The sequence below is a fragment of the Pseudomonas putida genome (assembly GCF_028682635.1).
GTDB lineage: Bacteria > Pseudomonadota > Gammaproteobacteria > Pseudomonadales > Pseudomonadaceae > Aquipseudomonas > Aquipseudomonas putida_AE.
In genome coordinates this window covers 73,225-89,124 of sequence record NZ_JANHLK010000011.1, presented here as the reverse complement: position 1 = coordinate 89,124, position 15,900 = coordinate 73,225, and the positions used below count along the sequence as shown (strand labels likewise).

Annotated in this window: 11 protein-coding genes; 9 read left to right on the top strand and 2 right to left on the bottom strand. The window is 62.2% G+C overall.

Annotation, left to right across the window (positions count from 1 at the left end):
* Positions 1–107 precede the first annotated feature (107 nt).
* Together NPS56_RS15670 and NPS56_RS15665 are read right to left on the bottom strand one after the other, a co-directional pair.
* Positions 108–3,383 carry a PAS domain S-box protein gene (locus NPS56_RS15670; protein WP_274075425.1) on the bottom strand — a complete coding sequence of 1,092 codons (3,276 nt, stop codon included), beginning with the start codon at positions 3,381–3,383 and terminating at the stop codon, positions 108–110.
* A 66-nt stretch (positions 3,384–3,449) separates the two neighbouring features.
* The gene (locus tag NPS56_RS15665) at positions 3,450–4,340 is read right to left on the bottom strand and encodes a LysR family transcriptional regulator (protein ID WP_274075424.1); all 891 of its coding nucleotides are present in this window, start codon (positions 4,338–4,340) and stop codon (positions 3,450–3,452) included.
* A gap of 148 nt (positions 4,341–4,488) precedes the next feature.
* Here NPS56_RS15665 and leuC point away from each other — a divergent pair, with 148 nt between their 5' ends.
* From leuC to NPS56_RS15620, 9 genes are all read left to right on the top strand, one after another.
* Positions 4,489–5,907: a 3-isopropylmalate dehydratase large subunit gene (leuC, locus tag NPS56_RS15660; RefSeq protein WP_274075423.1), complete on the top strand. Its 1,419-nt coding sequence runs from the start codon at positions 4,489–4,491 to the stop codon at positions 5,905–5,907.
* Between the two features lie 11 nt (positions 5,908–5,918).
* The gene (gene leuD / locus NPS56_RS15655; protein WP_077185516.1) at positions 5,919–6,563 is read left to right on the top strand and encodes a 3-isopropylmalate dehydratase small subunit; all 645 of its coding nucleotides are present in this window, start codon (positions 5,919–5,921) and stop codon (positions 6,561–6,563) included.
* Between the two features lie 154 nt (positions 6,564–6,717).
* Entirely contained in the window at positions 6,718–7,485 is a 768-nt protein-coding gene (locus tag NPS56_RS15650) for a class I SAM-dependent methyltransferase (protein ID WP_274075422.1), read from the top strand.
* Positions 7,486–7,537: 52 nt separating this feature from the next.
* Positions 7,538–8,620, top strand: a complete 1,083-nt coding sequence (gene leuB / locus NPS56_RS15645; protein WP_274075421.1) for a 3-isopropylmalate dehydrogenase — start codon at positions 7,538–7,540, stop codon at positions 8,618–8,620.
* A 68-nt stretch (positions 8,621–8,688) separates the two neighbouring features.
* A complete protein-coding gene (asd, locus tag NPS56_RS15640; RefSeq protein WP_007975660.1) occupies positions 8,689–9,801 on the top strand; it encodes an aspartate-semialdehyde dehydrogenase in 1,113 nt (370 codons plus the stop codon).
* 244 nt (positions 9,802–10,045) lie between these two features.
* Positions 10,046–11,056, top strand: coding sequence for an aspartate-semialdehyde dehydrogenase (locus tag NPS56_RS15635; RefSeq protein WP_274075420.1), 1,011 nt, complete (start codon positions 10,046–10,048; stop codon positions 11,054–11,056).
* A gap of 177 nt (positions 11,057–11,233) precedes the next feature.
* Positions 11,234–13,906, top strand: coding sequence for a FimV/HubP family polar landmark protein (locus tag NPS56_RS15630; protein ID WP_274075419.1), 2,673 nt, complete (start codon positions 11,234–11,236; stop codon positions 13,904–13,906).
* 296 nt (positions 13,907–14,202) lie between these two features.
* The gene (gene truA / locus NPS56_RS15625) at positions 14,203–15,027 is read left to right on the top strand and encodes a tRNA pseudouridine(38-40) synthase TruA (RefSeq protein WP_274075521.1); all 825 of its coding nucleotides are present in this window, start codon (positions 14,203–14,205) and stop codon (positions 15,025–15,027) included.
* A 63-nt stretch (positions 15,028–15,090) separates the two neighbouring features.
* The gene (locus tag NPS56_RS15620) at positions 15,091–15,717 is read left to right on the top strand and encodes a phosphoribosylanthranilate isomerase (protein ID WP_274075418.1); all 627 of its coding nucleotides are present in this window, start codon (positions 15,091–15,093) and stop codon (positions 15,715–15,717) included.
* Positions 15,718–15,900: the final 183 nt, after the last annotated feature.

Sequence of the window (15,900 nt, the reverse complement as noted above, 5' to 3'; positions counted from 1 at the left end):
AGGCAGGGCAAAGTGCAGCGCAAGGGTTCTATACGAGGCAGTCAGGCGTAAATCGGACGCTTCCGGCACGCGTGTAGGAAAGGGATATTCAGCCAGTGAGTTTGTTCCTACAGGAGCTTCTGCAGATCCTCCACCGGTAGCGGCCGGCTATGCAGGTACCCCTGGTAGAGATGGCAGCCCAGGCCTTGCAGGAACTCCAGCTGTTCCACGGTCTCCACCCCTTCGGCGATGATCTTCAGTTCCAGGCTGCGGGCCATGGCGACGATGGCGCGGATGATCTCGGCGTCGTTGGGGTCGGTGGTGGCGTCGCGGATGAACGACTGGTCGATTTTCAGGGTGTCGACCGGCAGGCGCTTGAGGTATGTGAGCGAGGAGTAACCGGTGCCGAAATCGTCCATGGCAAAGCTCACGCCGAGTTTTTTCAGGCGCAGCATCTTGTTGATGGTGTCTTCCAGGTTCTGGATGACGATGCCTTCGGTGATTTCCAGTTTCAGCAGCGAGCAGGGCAGGCCGTAGGTGGCGAGACTGCTTTCGATGCGCTCGACGAAATCGTTCTGGCGGAACTGGCGCGGGCTGATGTTGACGCACAGGCTGAATTGCAGCGGGTCCACCAGGCCGTCGGCGATCAGTTTCTTGAAGGCCTGGCAGGCTTCGTCGACGATCCAGGTGCCGACCTCGAGGATCAGTCCGCTGTCTTCCAGGACCTTGATGAACTCGGTGGGCGACTGCGCGCCGAGCTCTGGATGATTCCAGCGCACCAGCGCTTCGGCACCGACGATCCGGTTGTCCCGGGCGTCCACCTGGGGTTGGTAATGCACGCGAAACTCACCACGCGACAGTGCCAGGCGCAGGTCGGTTTCCATGCGCAGGCGTTCGCTCGCGGCCTTCTGCATGGTGTTGTGGTACATCTGCGCGGTATTGCGCCCCGAATCCTTGGCCCGATAAAGGGCGATGTCGGCGCGCTTGAGCAAGTCGGTCGGCGTCGAGCCGTGGTCGGGAATCAAGGCAATGCCGATGCTCGGCGTCACCTGCAGGCGCTGGCCGTCGAGGAACATCGGTTCGGACAGCAGTTCACGAATGGTATCGGCCAGCTCGCGGACCTGATCGCTGACCTGGTTGCGCGTGCCTTCGAGGCCACTGAGCAACACCACGAACTCATCACCGCCCAGGCGCGCGACGGTGTCTTCCATGCGCACGCTGGCTTCCAGGCGCGCGGTGATGATTTTCAGCACCGTGTCGCCCACCGGATGGCCGAGGGAATCGTTGATGTGCTTGAAGTGGTCGAGGTCGAGGAACATCAACGCGCCGCGCAGGTTGTGGCGCTTGAGCAGGGCGATCTGCTGGCTCAGGCGATCCATCAGCAGGGCGCGGTTGGGCAGGTTGGTCAGGGGGTCGTGGTAGGCCAGGTGGCGGATCTGCGCCTCGGCATTTTTCAGCAGGCTGACGTCCCGGGCGGTCAGCAGCAGGCACGCGGTTTCGTTGAGGGTGATGGGTTCTACCGAGACCTCGACCGTCAGCAGCTCGCCGCGCTTGTTGCGCCCGAGCATCTCCAGGTGATGTACCCGGCCCTTGATCTGCAGTTCGGCGAGTAAGGTCGAGCGCTGTTTCTCTTCGGCCCAGATCCCCACCTGGTACACGGTGCGGCCGATCACTTCGTCGGCGCGGTAGCCGGTCAGGCGGCAGAAACCGTCGTTGACCTCCAGATAACGTCCGGTATCGCGTTCAGTGATGGTGATGGCGTCGGGGCTGGAGTGGAAGGCCTTGGCGAACTTCTCTTCGCTGGCCTTGAGCGCCGCTTCCGAGCGTTGCTGCTGGGTGATGTCGCGTAAGGTGGTGACGACGCACGGCTGTTCGCTGACATTGATCTGGCGGCTGGAGATCACGCAGGTCAGCGACTGCCCGTCCTTGTGCTGGACGAGGATCGCGACATTGTTCAGGCCTTGCTCGCGGATCACCTGTTCGATCCGTTGCAGGCTTTTCGCCGAGGCGTCCCACAGGCCGATTTCGTCGGCGCTGCGCCCGATCACATCGGCGGCGCTCCAGCCGAAGGTCTGGGTGAAGCTGGAATTGATTTCGATGAATTGCCCGGTGTCCTGGCGGGTCACGCAGATCGGGTCGGGGCTGACCTGGAACAGGGTGGCGAATTTCTCTTCGGAGGCCACCAGGCGTTGTTCGCGCTCGACCTGGTCGGTGATGTCGAGCAGGGTGCCGGCCATGCGCAAGGGCACGCCGTTTTCATCGCGGTAGAGGCGGGCGCGGCTCTCCAGATAGCGTGAGCTGCCATCCGGCATTTGCACCCGATAGGTCAGCTGGTAGTTGCCGGCCGGGCCTTCGCGCAGGCTGCGGTAGGCATCGCGCATGGTGTCGCGTTCTTCGCCGGGCACGCCTTCGAAAAACTCGTCGAAGGATTCGTGGAACGGCTTGGCCTCCATGCCGTGCAACTGTGCGGCGCGGGCCGAGCCATACAGCATGCCGCTGGGAATGTGCCAGTCCCAGGTGCCCAGTTGCGCCGAGTCCAGGGCCAGGTCGAGGCGCTCCTGGCTGTCTTTGAGGGCGTGTTCGGCGGCTTTGCGTTCGGTGGTGTCGAGGAAGGTGCTGAGCAGATAGGGCTGGCCTTCGAGCTCGACCTTTTGCGCACTGAGGATGCCATCGTGGATCTGCCCGTTGCTGGCGCGAAACTGCACCTCCATGCTGGTCAGCTCGCCTTTGGCCTTGGTGGCCTTGACCAGTTGTGCGCGTTGTTCGGGGTTCACCCAGAGGCCCAGTTCCAGCGTGGTACGGCCGATCGCGTCCTGGACCGGCCAGCCGAACAGGCTTTCGAAATATTGGTTGGCTTCGGTGATCAGGCCGTCTTCCTGGCGCGTCAGCAGGACCATGTTCGGGCACAGGTGGAACAGCGTGGCGAAGCGTTTCTCCGAGCTACTCAGCGCCTGTTCGCGCTGGCGTTGGTGGGTGATTTCGCGGATCACGCCAATCATCCGTGGACGGCCGTGCTTGTCCGGCAGCAGGCTGCCGCTGATCTCCAGCCAGTGCAGGCTGCCGTCGGGCCAGCGAACGCGATGGTGCATCGCCTGCTCCAGCGGCGCGCCACCGATCACCGCATGGAAGGCGCGAAGGGTCTTGGCCCGGTCTTCCACAGGCAACAAGTCAAGGTATTCCAGGTCGGCCGGCAACGGTTGCCGGGGATCGAAGCCAAACAGCGCCTGGGTGCCCCGGGACCAGCTGATCTGCCCGCGCTCGATGTCCCAATACCAGGCGCCCAGGCGCGCGCCGTTGAGCGCGGCCAGCAGTTGCGAGGCACTTTCCCAGCTCTGTTCGGAGCTTTTCGGGTCAAGCGCCTGGATGCGCGGCATTGGCGGAATACGGTCAACAGATTTCGGCATTGGCAAGCCTTGGGCTGAATTGTGTATCGGGTACAGGAATTCGCGGCTCTATAGGAGTAGCACAAGTTAGCCTTGAGTCCCTGGCAGATCGATCTGGCCATCCAGCAAGGCCATGAAGGCCCGTGCTGCATTCGATAGCGTCCTTTCAGTGTGCAGGATATAGCCTAGCTGGCGAGTCAGTTGTATGCCCGGCAAAGGTATCCGCGCAACCTGGTCATCGAGCATGGTGCGTGGCAGGACGCTCCAGGCCAGGCCGATCGACACCATCATCTTGATCGTTTCCAGGTAATTGGTGCTCATGGCGATGTTCGGCGTCAGGCCCTGTGCTTCGAACAGGCGCTGGACGATGTGGTGGGTAAAGGTGTTGCCGCCGGGAAACACTGCCGGGTGGCGGGCGATGTCCGCGAGGCTGACCTTGCCATTGTTGAGCAGCGAATGCTCGGGGGCGACCACGAAGTCCAGCGGGTCGTCCCACACCGGCGTGGCCTTGACCAGGGCGTGGGGTTCCGGCGCCAGGGTGATCACCGCCAGTTCAGCCCGGCCATGGAGGATTTCTTCGTAGGCGACTTCCGAGTCGAGAAACTGGATATCCAGCGCCACCTCGGGATAGCGCCGGGTGAACTCCCTTAATAAGGGTGGCAAACGGTGCAGGCCGATGTGGTGACTGGTGGCCAGGGTCAGACGACCGCTCACCTGCCCGGTGAGGTTGGTCAGGGCGCGGCGCGTATCATCGAGGACATTGAGAATCTGGTAGGCCCGGGGCAGCAGGGCGCGGCCGGCTTCGGTCAGGCCGACTTCGCGGCCCAGCCGATCGAATAGCCGCACCTTCAGTTGCTGCTCCAGCCCGGCGATGCGCTTGCTGATCGCCGGCTGAGTCAGGTGCAAGCGTTCGCCGGCTCCGGAGAAGCTTCCGGTCTCGGCGATGGCAATAAAGGCATTAAGGTTGGCCAGGTCCATGCTCGTATTCCAGTTGGTTATCCAAAGCATAAAAAATATGAATTTGAGTTATTTAATGTAACCCCATAGGATCAGCCTCACAAGCCAAGGGGTTATTGAATCGCTCAAGACCCAGGGCATAGAAAGAAGCTGATGAGGAAACCGTCTGATGGCCGGCAAAACGCTCTACGACAAGCTCTGGGATTCGCATTTGGTCAAGCAGCGCGACGATGGCTCCGCGCTGATCTACATCGATCGTCACATCATCCATGAAGTGACCTCGCCACAAGCCTTCGAAGGCCTGCGGCTGGCCGGGCGCAAGCCATGGCGCATCGATGCCAACATCGCGACCCCGGACCACAACGTACCGACCACCCCTGAGCGCAAGGGCGGCATCGCGGCCATTGCCGACGAGGTTTCGCGTTTGCAGGTCCAGACCCTCGACGACAACTGCGATGAATACGGCATCGTCGAATTCAAGATGAACGACGTCCGCCAAGGCATCGTCCACGTCATCGGCCCGGAGCAGGGTGCCACCTTGCCGGGCATGACCGTGGTCTGCGGCGACTCCCATACCTCGACCCACGGCGCGTTTGGTGCCCTGGCTCACGGTATCGGCACCTCCGAGGTCGAGCATGTGCTCGCCACCCAGTGCCTGGTCGCCAAGAAAATGAAGAACATGCTGGTTTCCGTCGAAGGCAAATTGCCGTTCGGCGTGACCGCCAAGGACATTGTCCTCGCCGTGATCGGCAAGATCGGCACCGCCGGCGGTAACGGCCATGCCATCGAGTTCGCCGGCAGCGCGATTCGTGACCTGTCCGTCGAAGGCCGCATGACCATCTGCAACATGTCCATCGAGGCCGGTGCCCGCGTTGGCCTGGTCGCCGCTGACGAAAAAACCGTGGCTTACGTGAAGGGCCGTCCATTCGCCCCGAAAGGCGCGGAATGGGACCTGGCCGTGGAAGCCTGGAAAGACCTGGTTTCTGATAAAGACGCCAAGTTCGACACTATCGTTGAACTCGACGCGACCCAGATCAAACCGCAAGTCAGCTGGGGCACCTCGCCTGAGATGGTCCTGGCGGTGGATCAGAACGTGCCGGACCCTGCCAAGGAGATGGACCTGGTCAAACGCGATTCGATCGTGCGCGCCTTGAAATACATGGGTTTGACTGCCAACCAGGCGATCACCGACATTCAGCTGGACCGCGTATTCATCGGCTCCTGCACCAACTCGCGGATCGAAGACTTGCGCGCCGCAGCCGTCATCGCCAAGGGCCGCAAAGTGGCCTCGACCATCAAGCAGGCGATCGTGGTGCCGGGCTCGGGCCTGGTGAAGGCGCAGGCCGAAGCCGAAGGTCTGGACAAGATCTTCCTTGAAGCCGGTTTTGAGTGGCGTGAGCCGGGTTGCTCGATGTGCCTGGCGATGAACCCGGACCGTTTGGAGTCCGGCGAGCATTGCGCTTCCACGTCGAACCGAAACTTCGAAGGCCGTCAGGGCGCCGGTGGCCGTACCCACCTCGTCAGCCCGGCCATGGCCGCGGCCGCCGCTGTGAACGGTCGTTTCGTCGACGTCCGTGAATTGATCTAAAGGAGCGCAGCATGAAAGCTTTTACCCAGCACACTGGACTTGTCGCGCCTCTGGATCGTGCCAACGTCGACACCGACCAGATCATCCCGAAGCAGTTCCTGAAGTCGATCAAGCGCACCGGTTTCGGTCCGAACCTGTTCGACGAGTGGCGCTACCTGGATGTGGGGCAGCCGTATCAGGACAACTCCAAGCGTCCGCTGAACCAGGACTTCGTCCTCAACGCCGAGCGTTACCAGGGCGCCAGCGTACTGCTGGCCCGCGAGAACTTCGGTTGCGGCTCCAGCCGCGAGCACGCGCCATGGGCTTTGGAAGAATACGGTTTCCGCAGCATCATCGCGCCGAGCTATGCCGACATCTTCTTCAACAACAGCTTCAAGAACGGCTTGCTGCCGATCATCTTGAGCGATGCCGAAGTCGATGAGCTGTTCCAGCAGGTCGAGGCCAACCCCGGCTATCAGTTGCAGATCGATCTGCAGGCCCAGACCGTGACCCGTCCGGACGGCAAGGTGTTGAACTTTGAGATCGATGCCTTCCGCAAGCACTGCCTGCTCAACGGCCTGGACGATATCGGCCTGACCTTGCAGGACGGCGATGCGATTGCGGCGTTTGAAGCCAAGCATCGTGCGAGCCAGCCGTGGTTGTTTCGCGACGCTTGATTGATCCGATATTGATGTAGGCAGGGCCGGCCCCATCGCCGGCAGGCCAGCTCCCACAGGTTTTGTGAGCACCGCAAATCCCTGTAGGAGCTGGCTTGCCAGCGATGAGGCCCGGACAGACGACACAAGGCTAAACCCCAAAAAGGAAGTTCCCATGACCAGCACCGCCCAGCACAGCCAGGTAGTCCAAAAGCAATTCGGTGAACAGGCCGCGGCCTACCTGAGCAGCGCCGTACACGCTCAAGGCACCGAATTCGCGCTGCTACAGGCCGAACTGGCAGGGCAGGGCGAAGCTCGGGTCCTGGACCTGGGCTGTGGCGCTGGTCACGTGAGTTTCCAGGTGGCGTCGCTGGTCAAGGAAGTGGTGGCCTACGACCTGTCGCAACAGATGCTTGACGTGGTGGCCGCTGCCGCCGTCGATCGTGGCTTGAGCAACGTCACCACGGTCAACGGCGCCGCCGAGCGCCTGCCATTCGCCGATGGCGAGTTCGACTTCGTGTTCAGTCGTTATTCGGCGCATCACTGGAGCGATCTCGGCCTGGCCCTGCGGGAAGTGCGCCGGGTATTGAAGCCGGGCGGTGTCGCGGCATTCGTCGACGTGTTGTCGCCGGGCAGTCCATTGTTCGACACTTACCTGCAAAGCGTCGAAGTGCTGCGCGACACCAGCCATGTGCGCGACTATAGCGCCGGTGAGTGGTTGCGCCAGGTCAGTGAGGCCGGGCTGCATACCCGCAGCACCACCCGTCAGCGGCTGCGTTTGGAATACAGCTCCTGGGTCGAGCGCATGCGTACCCCGCAGGTGATGCGCGCGGCGATCCGCGAATTGCAGCAGTCGATGGGCAACGAAGTACGCGAATATTTCGAGATTGAGGCCGATGGTTCGTTCAGCACGGATGTGCTGGTATTGATGGCCGAGCGATAGAATTTTTCCGGGCGCGCCCCCAGGGCGCACCGACTGATGACATGAGGAAAGCATGAGCAAGCAGATTCTGATTCTCCCAGGTGACGGTATTGGCCCGGAAATCATGGCCGAAGCGGTCAAGGTGCTGGAATTGGCCAGCGACAAGTTCGCCCTGGGCTTCGAGCTGAGCCACGACGTAATCGGCGGCGCGGCCATCGACAAGCACGGCGTGCCACTGGCTGACGAAACCCTGGAGCGTGCCCGCGCCGCCGACGCGGTATTGCTGGGCGCCGTGGGAGGCCCGAAATGGGACACCATCGAGCGTGACATCCGCCCTGAGCGCGGCCTGCTGAAAATCCGTGCGCAACTTGGCCTGTTCGGCAACCTGCGCCCGGCGATCCTCTACCCGCAACTGGCCGAGGCCTCCAGCCTGAAGCCGGAAATCGTTGCCGGCCTGGACATCCTGATCGTTCGCGAGCTGACCGGCGGTATCTACTTCGGCGCGCCACGTGGCACCCGCACCCTGGAAAACGGCGAGCGTCAGTCCTACGACACCCTGCCGTACAGCGAAAGCGAAATCCGCCGCATCGCCCGAGTCGGTTTCGACATGGCCATGGTCCGCGGCAAGAAGCTCTGCTCTGTGGACAAGGCCAACGTATTGGCCTCCAGCCAGCTGTGGCGTGAAATCGTCGAGGAAGTGGCCAAGGACTACCCGCAGGTCGAACTGAGCCACATGTACGTCGACAACGCCGCCATGCAACTGGTGCGCGCGCCGAAGCAGTTCGACGTGATCGTCACCGACAACATGTTTGGCGATATCCTGTCCGACCAGGCGTCGATGCTCACCGGTTCCATCGGCATGCTGCCGTCGGCGTCCCTGGACACCAACAACAAGGGCATGTACGAGCCGTGCCACGGTTCGGCGCCGGATATCGCAGGCCAAGGCATCGCCAACCCGTTGGCGACCATTTTGTCGGTCTCGATGATGCTGCGCTACAGCTTCAACCAGCAGGCCGCGGCCGATGCCATCGAGAAAGCCGTCAGCCTGGTGCTGGACCAGGGCTTGCGCACCGGTGACATCTGGTCGGCCGGTTGCACTAAAGTCGGTACGCAGGAAATGGGCGACGCAGTAGTCGCCGCGCTGCGGAATCTGTAATCTCTCGGGCCCGCTGCCGCTTTTACCCCCGGAAGCAGCGGCCCACTTTTCAAGAAGGTGTAGTTGCGATGAAACGTGTAGGTCTGATCGGTTGGCGCGGTATGGTCGGTTCCGTGCTCATGCAGCGGATGCTGGAAGAGCAGGATTTCGATCTTATCGAGCCGGTGTTTTTCACCACTTCCAATGTCGGTGGCCAAGGCCCGTCCGTGGGCAAGGACATTGCTCCGCTCAAGGACGCTTACAGCATTGAAGAGCTGAAAACCCTCGACGTGATCCTGACCTGCCAGGGTGGCGACTACACCAGCGAAGTGTTCCCGAAGCTGCGCGAAGCGGGCTGGCAGGGTTACTGGATCGACGCCGCTTCCAGCCTGCGCATGCAGGATGACGCGGTCATCGTGCTGGACCCGGTCAACCGCAAGGTCATCGACCAGCAGCTGGACGCGGGCACCAAGAACTACATCGGCGGCAACTGCACCGTCAGCCTGATGCTGATGGGCCTGGGTGGCCTGTTCGAGGCCGGCCTGGTGGAGTGGATGAGCGCCATGACCTATCAGGCGGCTTCCGGTGCCGGCGCGCAGAACATGCGTGAACTGATCAAGCAGATGGGTGCGACCCACGCCGCTGTCGCCGATCAACTGGCCGATCCGGCCAGCGCGATCCTCGACATCGACCGTCGTGTGGCCGAAGCCATGCGCAGCGACGCATACCCGACCGAAAACTTCGGCGTACCGCTGGCCGGCAGCCTGATCCCGTGGATCGACAAGGAACTGCCGAACGGTCAGAGCCGTGAAGAGTGGAAGGCCCAGGCCGAAACCAACAAGATCCTCGGTCGCTTCAAGAGCCCGATCCCGGTGGATGGCATCTGCGTGCGCATCGGCGCCATGCGCTGCCACAGCCAGGCGCTGACCATCAAGCTGAACAAAGACGTGCCGATCGCCGATATCGAAGGGCTGATCAGCCAGCACAACCCTTGGGTCAAGCTGGTGCCGAACAGCCGCGAAACCAGCATTCAGGAGCTGAGCCCGAACAAGGTCACCGGCACCCTGAACATCCCGGTAGGCCGTCTGCGCAAGCTGAACATGGGCTCGCAGTTCGTCGGCGCGTTCACCGTCGGCGACCAGCTGCTGTGGGGCGCGGCCGAACCGCTGCGTCGCATGCTGCGGATCCTGCTCGAGCGTTGATCGGTTGATGCAATGAAAAACCCGCGCCTTGCGAGAGGCGCGGGTTTTTTTATTCCGGGTTTCTCGGTTGTCTGGTCTGGCCCCTTCGCTGGCAAGTCAGCTCCTACAAGGACAGCGCAATCCCTGTAGGAGCTGGCTTGCCAGCGAAGGGGCCATAACGGGCGCCGAAGGGCTCGCCCGAATTGCCTGTACATCCACCACCCGGTAAAGTGCCGCTCCCCCCGTTTCGCCAGAGGTAAAACCCATGAGCCAGACCATTGATATTGCCGTGATCGGCGCCACCGGTACTGTCGGCGAAACGCTGGTGCAGATTCTCGAAGAGCGCGATTTCCCGATCGGCACCCTGCATTTACTGGCCAGCAGCGAATCCGCCGGCAGTTCGGTGCCGTATCGCGGCAAGAACGTGCGGGTGCGCGAAGTCGATGAGTTCGACTTCAGCAAGGTTCAGCTGGTGTTTTTTGCCGCCGGTCCCGCCGTGACATTGAGTTATGCCGCCCGTGCCACCGCCGCCGGTTGCTCGCTGATCGACCTCTCCGGCGCCTTGCCGGCCGACCAGGCGCCACAGGTGGTCCCGGAAGCGAATGCGCAGGTGCTGGCCGGCCTGAAAAAGCCATTTCAGGTCAGCAGCCCGAGCCCGTCGGCCACCACCCTGGCAGTCGTGCTCGCCCCCTTGCTGGGTTTGCTCGATTTGCAGCGCATCAACCTGACCGCCAGCCTGGCAGTGTCGGCCCAGGGCCGCGAAGCCGTGACCGAACTGGCCCGGCAAACCGCCGAACTGCTCAATGTGCGCCCACTGGAGCCAACCTTCTTTGACCGGCAGATGGCATTCAACCTGCTGGCCCAGGTTGGCAAGCCAGATGAGCAGGGCCACACCGTGCTGGAAAAGCGCCTGGTGCGCGAGCTGCGCCAGGTCATGGCGCTGCCTTCTTTGAAGATTTCCGTGACTTGCATTCAAGCCCCGGTGTTTTTTGGCGATAGCTATAGCGTGACTCTGCAATCCGCGAGCGACATCGATCTGGTCAAGGTCAATGCCGCACTCGAAGACGCGCCCGGCATCGAGCTGGTGGAAGCCGGCGACTACCCGACAGCGGTCGGTGATGCCGTGGGCCAGGATGTGGTCTACGTTGGTCGGGTGCGCCTGGGGATCGACGAACCGTCGGAACTTAATCTGTGGCTGACGTCAGATAACGTACGCAAAGGCGCGGCCCTCAATGCTGTGCAGCTGGCCGAGTTGTTGATAAAAGACCTGCTGTAAAAGATACTTCCAAACGAGCGCCATGCCTGGCCGTAATGCCGAAGGCGAGCCACCCTGCAGGGCGTTGCAGGGCATGCATGAAACGATCGCGCGCGGCGACCTTCGCCCGCGCGCAATGCCTTACGGCAGCGGCTACCTACCTCGCTGGCCGAGGAATGTAAAAACTAAGGATAAGCTATGGTTCAAGTTCGCAAACTGGTGTTAGCAATAGCGGCCGCCTCGGCGCTGTCCTCCGGTATGGCGCATGCCCTCGGGCTTGGGGAACTGACCCTGAAATCGACGCTGAACCAGCCGCTGGTGGCGGAAATCGAGTTGCTCGACGTCAAGGAACTCACCGCCGCCGAAGTGGTGCCGAGCCTGGCTTCACCAGAAGATTTCGCCAAGGCCGGTGTCGACCGCCAGGCGTTTCTCAACGACCTGACCTTTACCCCGGTGCTCAACGCCAGCGGTAAAAGCATCCTGCGCGTGACCTCCAGCAAGCCCCTGAGCGAACCGATGGTGAAATTCCTGGTTCAGGTGATGTGGCCCAACGGTCGTCTGCTGCGCGATTACAGCGTATTGCTCGATCCGTCCAAATTCTCGCCGCAGACCGCTGACGCGGCTGCGCAGCCTGCACCTGTTCAAACCGGTACAACGCCCGTCACCGGTGCGACCCCACCGGCTGAATACACCACCACAAAGCGCGATACCCTGTGGGAAATCGCCGCGAAGGCGCGCAATGGCGGTTCGATCCAGCAAACCATGCTCGCCATCCAGGCGCTGAACCCGGATGCCTTCATCGATGGCAACATCAACCGGCTCAAGACCGGCCAGGTGCTGCGTCTGCCGGATCAGGCCCAAAGCACGAGCCTGCCGCAAGCCAAGGCCATCGCCGAAGTGGCTGCACAAAACACCGCCTGGCGTCAGGGGCGTCGTTATGTCGCCAAACCGGGTACTGGCCAGCAGCAGCTCGATGCGACCAATCGCGGTCGCGGTGAAGCACCTTCAGCACAAGCCGCCCAGGACAAGCTGAGCCTGGTGTCCGCCGAATCCGGCAAGGCCGGTGCCAAGGGCGCCGCGGGCGATGCCAAGGCCTTGAACAACCAGCTGGCGGTGACCCAGGAAAGCCTCGATACCAAGCGCCGTGACAGCGCTGAACTGAAAAGCCGCATGACCGATCTGCAAAGCCAGATGGACAAGCTGCAACGTCTCATCGAGCTGAAGAACAACCAACTGGCCAAATTGCAGGCCGACGGTGCGGCCGGGGCGCCTGCGGAGACTGCAACCGTTGCGGCGATCCCGGCTGAGCCGGCGACCGATCCTGCGGCAACGCCTGCCGAAGCGCCGGCGCCAGTCCCCGTCGAAACGCCAGCTCCGGCTGCAGCGGCGCCTGAAACGGCTGCAGCTCCAACTGCGGCTCCGGCCGACACTCCGATCGAACCGAAGCCTGCTGCCTCCAACGATCAGAAATTCAACGAGCTGCTGACCAATCCGTTGCTCTTGGGCCTGGCGGGTGGCGGGGCAATCGTGGTGCTGCTGTTGCTGCTGTTGCTGGCCCGTCGCCGCAAAGCCCAGCAGGAAGCCGAAAAACACCTGCGCATGGCCCGCGCCCTGGCAGAAGAGCAGGAGTTCTCCAGCGAGCTTGACCTGTCCAAAGGCATCTTCGAGGACCTGGACGTCGAGCCGCCGACCCCGAAACTGGCCACGGCGCCTGCTCCAGCGCCAGCTCCAGCCCCTGTGATTGCCCCGGTTGTAGTCACGCCGCCGATTGCTGCACCCTTGGTATCGCCCGCCGCCGAGCATTCCGACGACGTGCTGGGCCGGGCGCAGTCGCACATCGACGGTGGTCGCCTGAACCAGGCCGCCGCGCTGCTGGAAGAGGGCGTCAAGCAGGAGCCGCAACGCAGCGAGTTGCGCCTTAAGCTGATGGAAGTCTACGGCTTGCAGGGTGACCGCGACGCGTTTGTGGTCCAGGAGCGGCAGTTGGTGGCCAACGGCGACAACTATGCCCAGGTCGAAAAACTCAAGAGCCGTTTCCCGGCCATGGCACTGGTCGCTGCCGGCGGTATTGCCGCTGCCGCCGCTGCTGCGGAACTGGACGCGCAGTACGTCAAGGATCTGTTGCTCGACGAGCCGCAATCGCCGGCTGCGGCCGATGACGATTTCGACAGCGCTTTCGACCTGAGCCTGGATGACCTGGAAAATGTCACGCCGGTCACGGTTGCGCCAGAGCCAGCGCCGGAGCCATTGCCAGAGCCAGCACCGGAAGCAACCCTGGCCGACCTGGAAGACTTCCCCCAGGACGATGACCTGAGTTTCGAGTCGGTCTTGCAGCAACAGACTGAAATCAAGGAAAACCTCGATGACCTGTCGGAGTTCGACCTGGACATGGACCTCGGTGGCGAGCCTTCGCCGGCGATCCTGGCCGAGGACGATTTCCTGCTGAGCCTGGACGAAGACATCAAGGACCTGCCGGCCGCGCCAGTACCAGACGTGCCACAAGTGACCCTCGACGATCTGGACCTACCGGCCGATTTCGACTTGTCGCTGGCCGATGAAATGGACGAAACGCCGCCTGCGCAGGCGTTCAGCACTGAGCTGGATGACGTCAGCGCCGAACTGGACGACCTGTCCCGGAGCATCAGCGAGCCGAGCTTCACGGTAGATGACGCCCTGGCCACCGTGGATGACGAGCCGGAGTTCGATTTCCTGTCCGGCACAGACGAAGTCGCCACCAAGCTCGACCTGGCCCAGGCCTATATCGACATGGGCGACAACGATGGTGCCCGCGACATCCTCAACGAGGTGGTGACCGAAGGCGACGACGGCCAGAAGAGCGAAGCCAGGGAGATGCTGGCGCGTCTGGCTTGAGTCATTTGTTGCAAGCAGAACGGCAGCCCATCGAGGCTGCCGTTTTTGTTTGCGGGTGATGTGATGGTGGCTATCAGGACGCCTTCGCGAGCAAGCCCGCTCCCACATTTGACCGCGTTTTGCCTGAAGAAACGCGGTCCAGTGTGGGAGCGGGCTTGCTCGCGAAGGGGCCCTCCCATTCGCCGCAGTACCGCCTGTTGTACTGGCGTCCTCGTCTGGCCGCCTTATAATGCCCCCCTTTGCGCACATCAGCAGGCTGTCCCTCCTTGGCAAACATAGATAACCCGGCCGTCGAAATGGCGGCCGACGGCTTTTTCCGGATCGCGTTGGGCGTTGAATACAAGGGCTCGCGTTATCGTGGCTGGCAGCGCCAGGCCTCGGGCGTGCTCACGGTGCAGGAAACCCTCGAAAACGCCTTGTCCAAGGTGGCCGACTCCCCCGTTTCGCTGCTCTGCGCCGGGCGCACCGATGCCGGCGTGCACGCCTGTGGACAGGTCGTGCACTTCGACACGCAGGTCGAGCGTTCGATGAAGGCCTGGGTCATGGGTGCCAATATCAATCTGCCCCACGATGTCAGCGTCAGTTGGGCCAAGGTCATGCCGGCGCATTTCCATGCCAGGTTCAAGGCCATTGCCCGGCGCTATCGCTATGTGATCTACAACGACCAGATCCGTCCGGCGCACCTGAACGAAGAAATCACCTGGAACCACCGCCCGCTGGATGTCGAGCGCATGGCCGAAGCGGCCCGCTACCTGGTGGGCACCCACGATTTCAGCGCCTTCCGTGCCGGCCAGTGCCAGGCCAAGTCGCCGATCAAGGAGCTTCATCACCTGCGCGTCACGCGTCACGGCAAGATGATCGTGCTGGATATCCGTGCCAGCGCCTTCCTGCACCACATGGTGCGCAACATTGCCGGCGTACTGATGACCATCGGTTCCGGCGAGCGTCCGGTGGAGTGGATGAAGGAAGTGCTGGAGAGCCGTATTCGCCGTTCCGGCGGGGTGACAGCGCATCCGTTCGGCCTGTATCTGGTGCAGGTCGAGTATCGTGACGAGTTCCAGCTGCCGGAGCGTTTCATTGGCCCACATTTCCTCACCGGTTTCAGCGAACTTGACGGCTGACGCCTTCGAACGCTTTTGTTACCATCCGGGACTTTCTCGGATTTGCCGTGGGGAATAATCGACATGTCAGCCGTTCGCAGCAAGATTTGCGGGATTACCCGCATAGAGGATGCGTTGGCGGCGGTCGAGGCCGGGGCCGATGCCATCGGCTTCGTGTTCTACGCCAAGAGCCCGCGGAACGTGACGTTCCAGCAGGCGCGCGCGATCATCAAGGCGTTGCCGCCGTTCGTCACCACCGTGGGCCTGTTCGTCAACGCCAGCCGTTGCGAGCTGGGAGAAATCCTCGACGCGGTGCCGCTGGACCTGTTGCAGTTCCATGGCGATGAAAGTTCTGAGGACTGCGAAGGCTGGCATCGTCCGTACATCAAGGCCCTGCGGGTCAAGGCCGGGGACGACATCGCGGCAGCTTGCGACGCTTATCCGGGTGCCAGCGGTATTTTGCTCGACGCCTATGTCGAAGGTGTTCCCGGTGGAACCGGTCAGGCGTTCGACTGGTCATTGATACCGCAAGGCTTGAGCAAGCCGATCATCCTGGCGGGCGGCCTGACCCCGGAAAACGTCGCCGAGGCGGTGGCGCGGGTTCGACCGTATGCGGTGGATGTCAGTGGCGGGGTAGAGGCGAGCAAGGGCATCAAGGATCACGCAAAGATTCAGGCATTCATCAAGGCAGTCCGTGGCACCTTGATGTGACGGCTGGCAGACTGCCGCCGTCCACTGCACTGTACAAAACGGCTGAGGATTGATGGGCTGTACGCAGGTCACGCTTCACTGACCCGGCACCCATCGAACATCGCCGCACACATGAATTTAGCTCAAGGGCATACGCGGGGCTGCGAACCAGAGCGTTCGGGCCGCCGGTACTGGAGAAAGAAA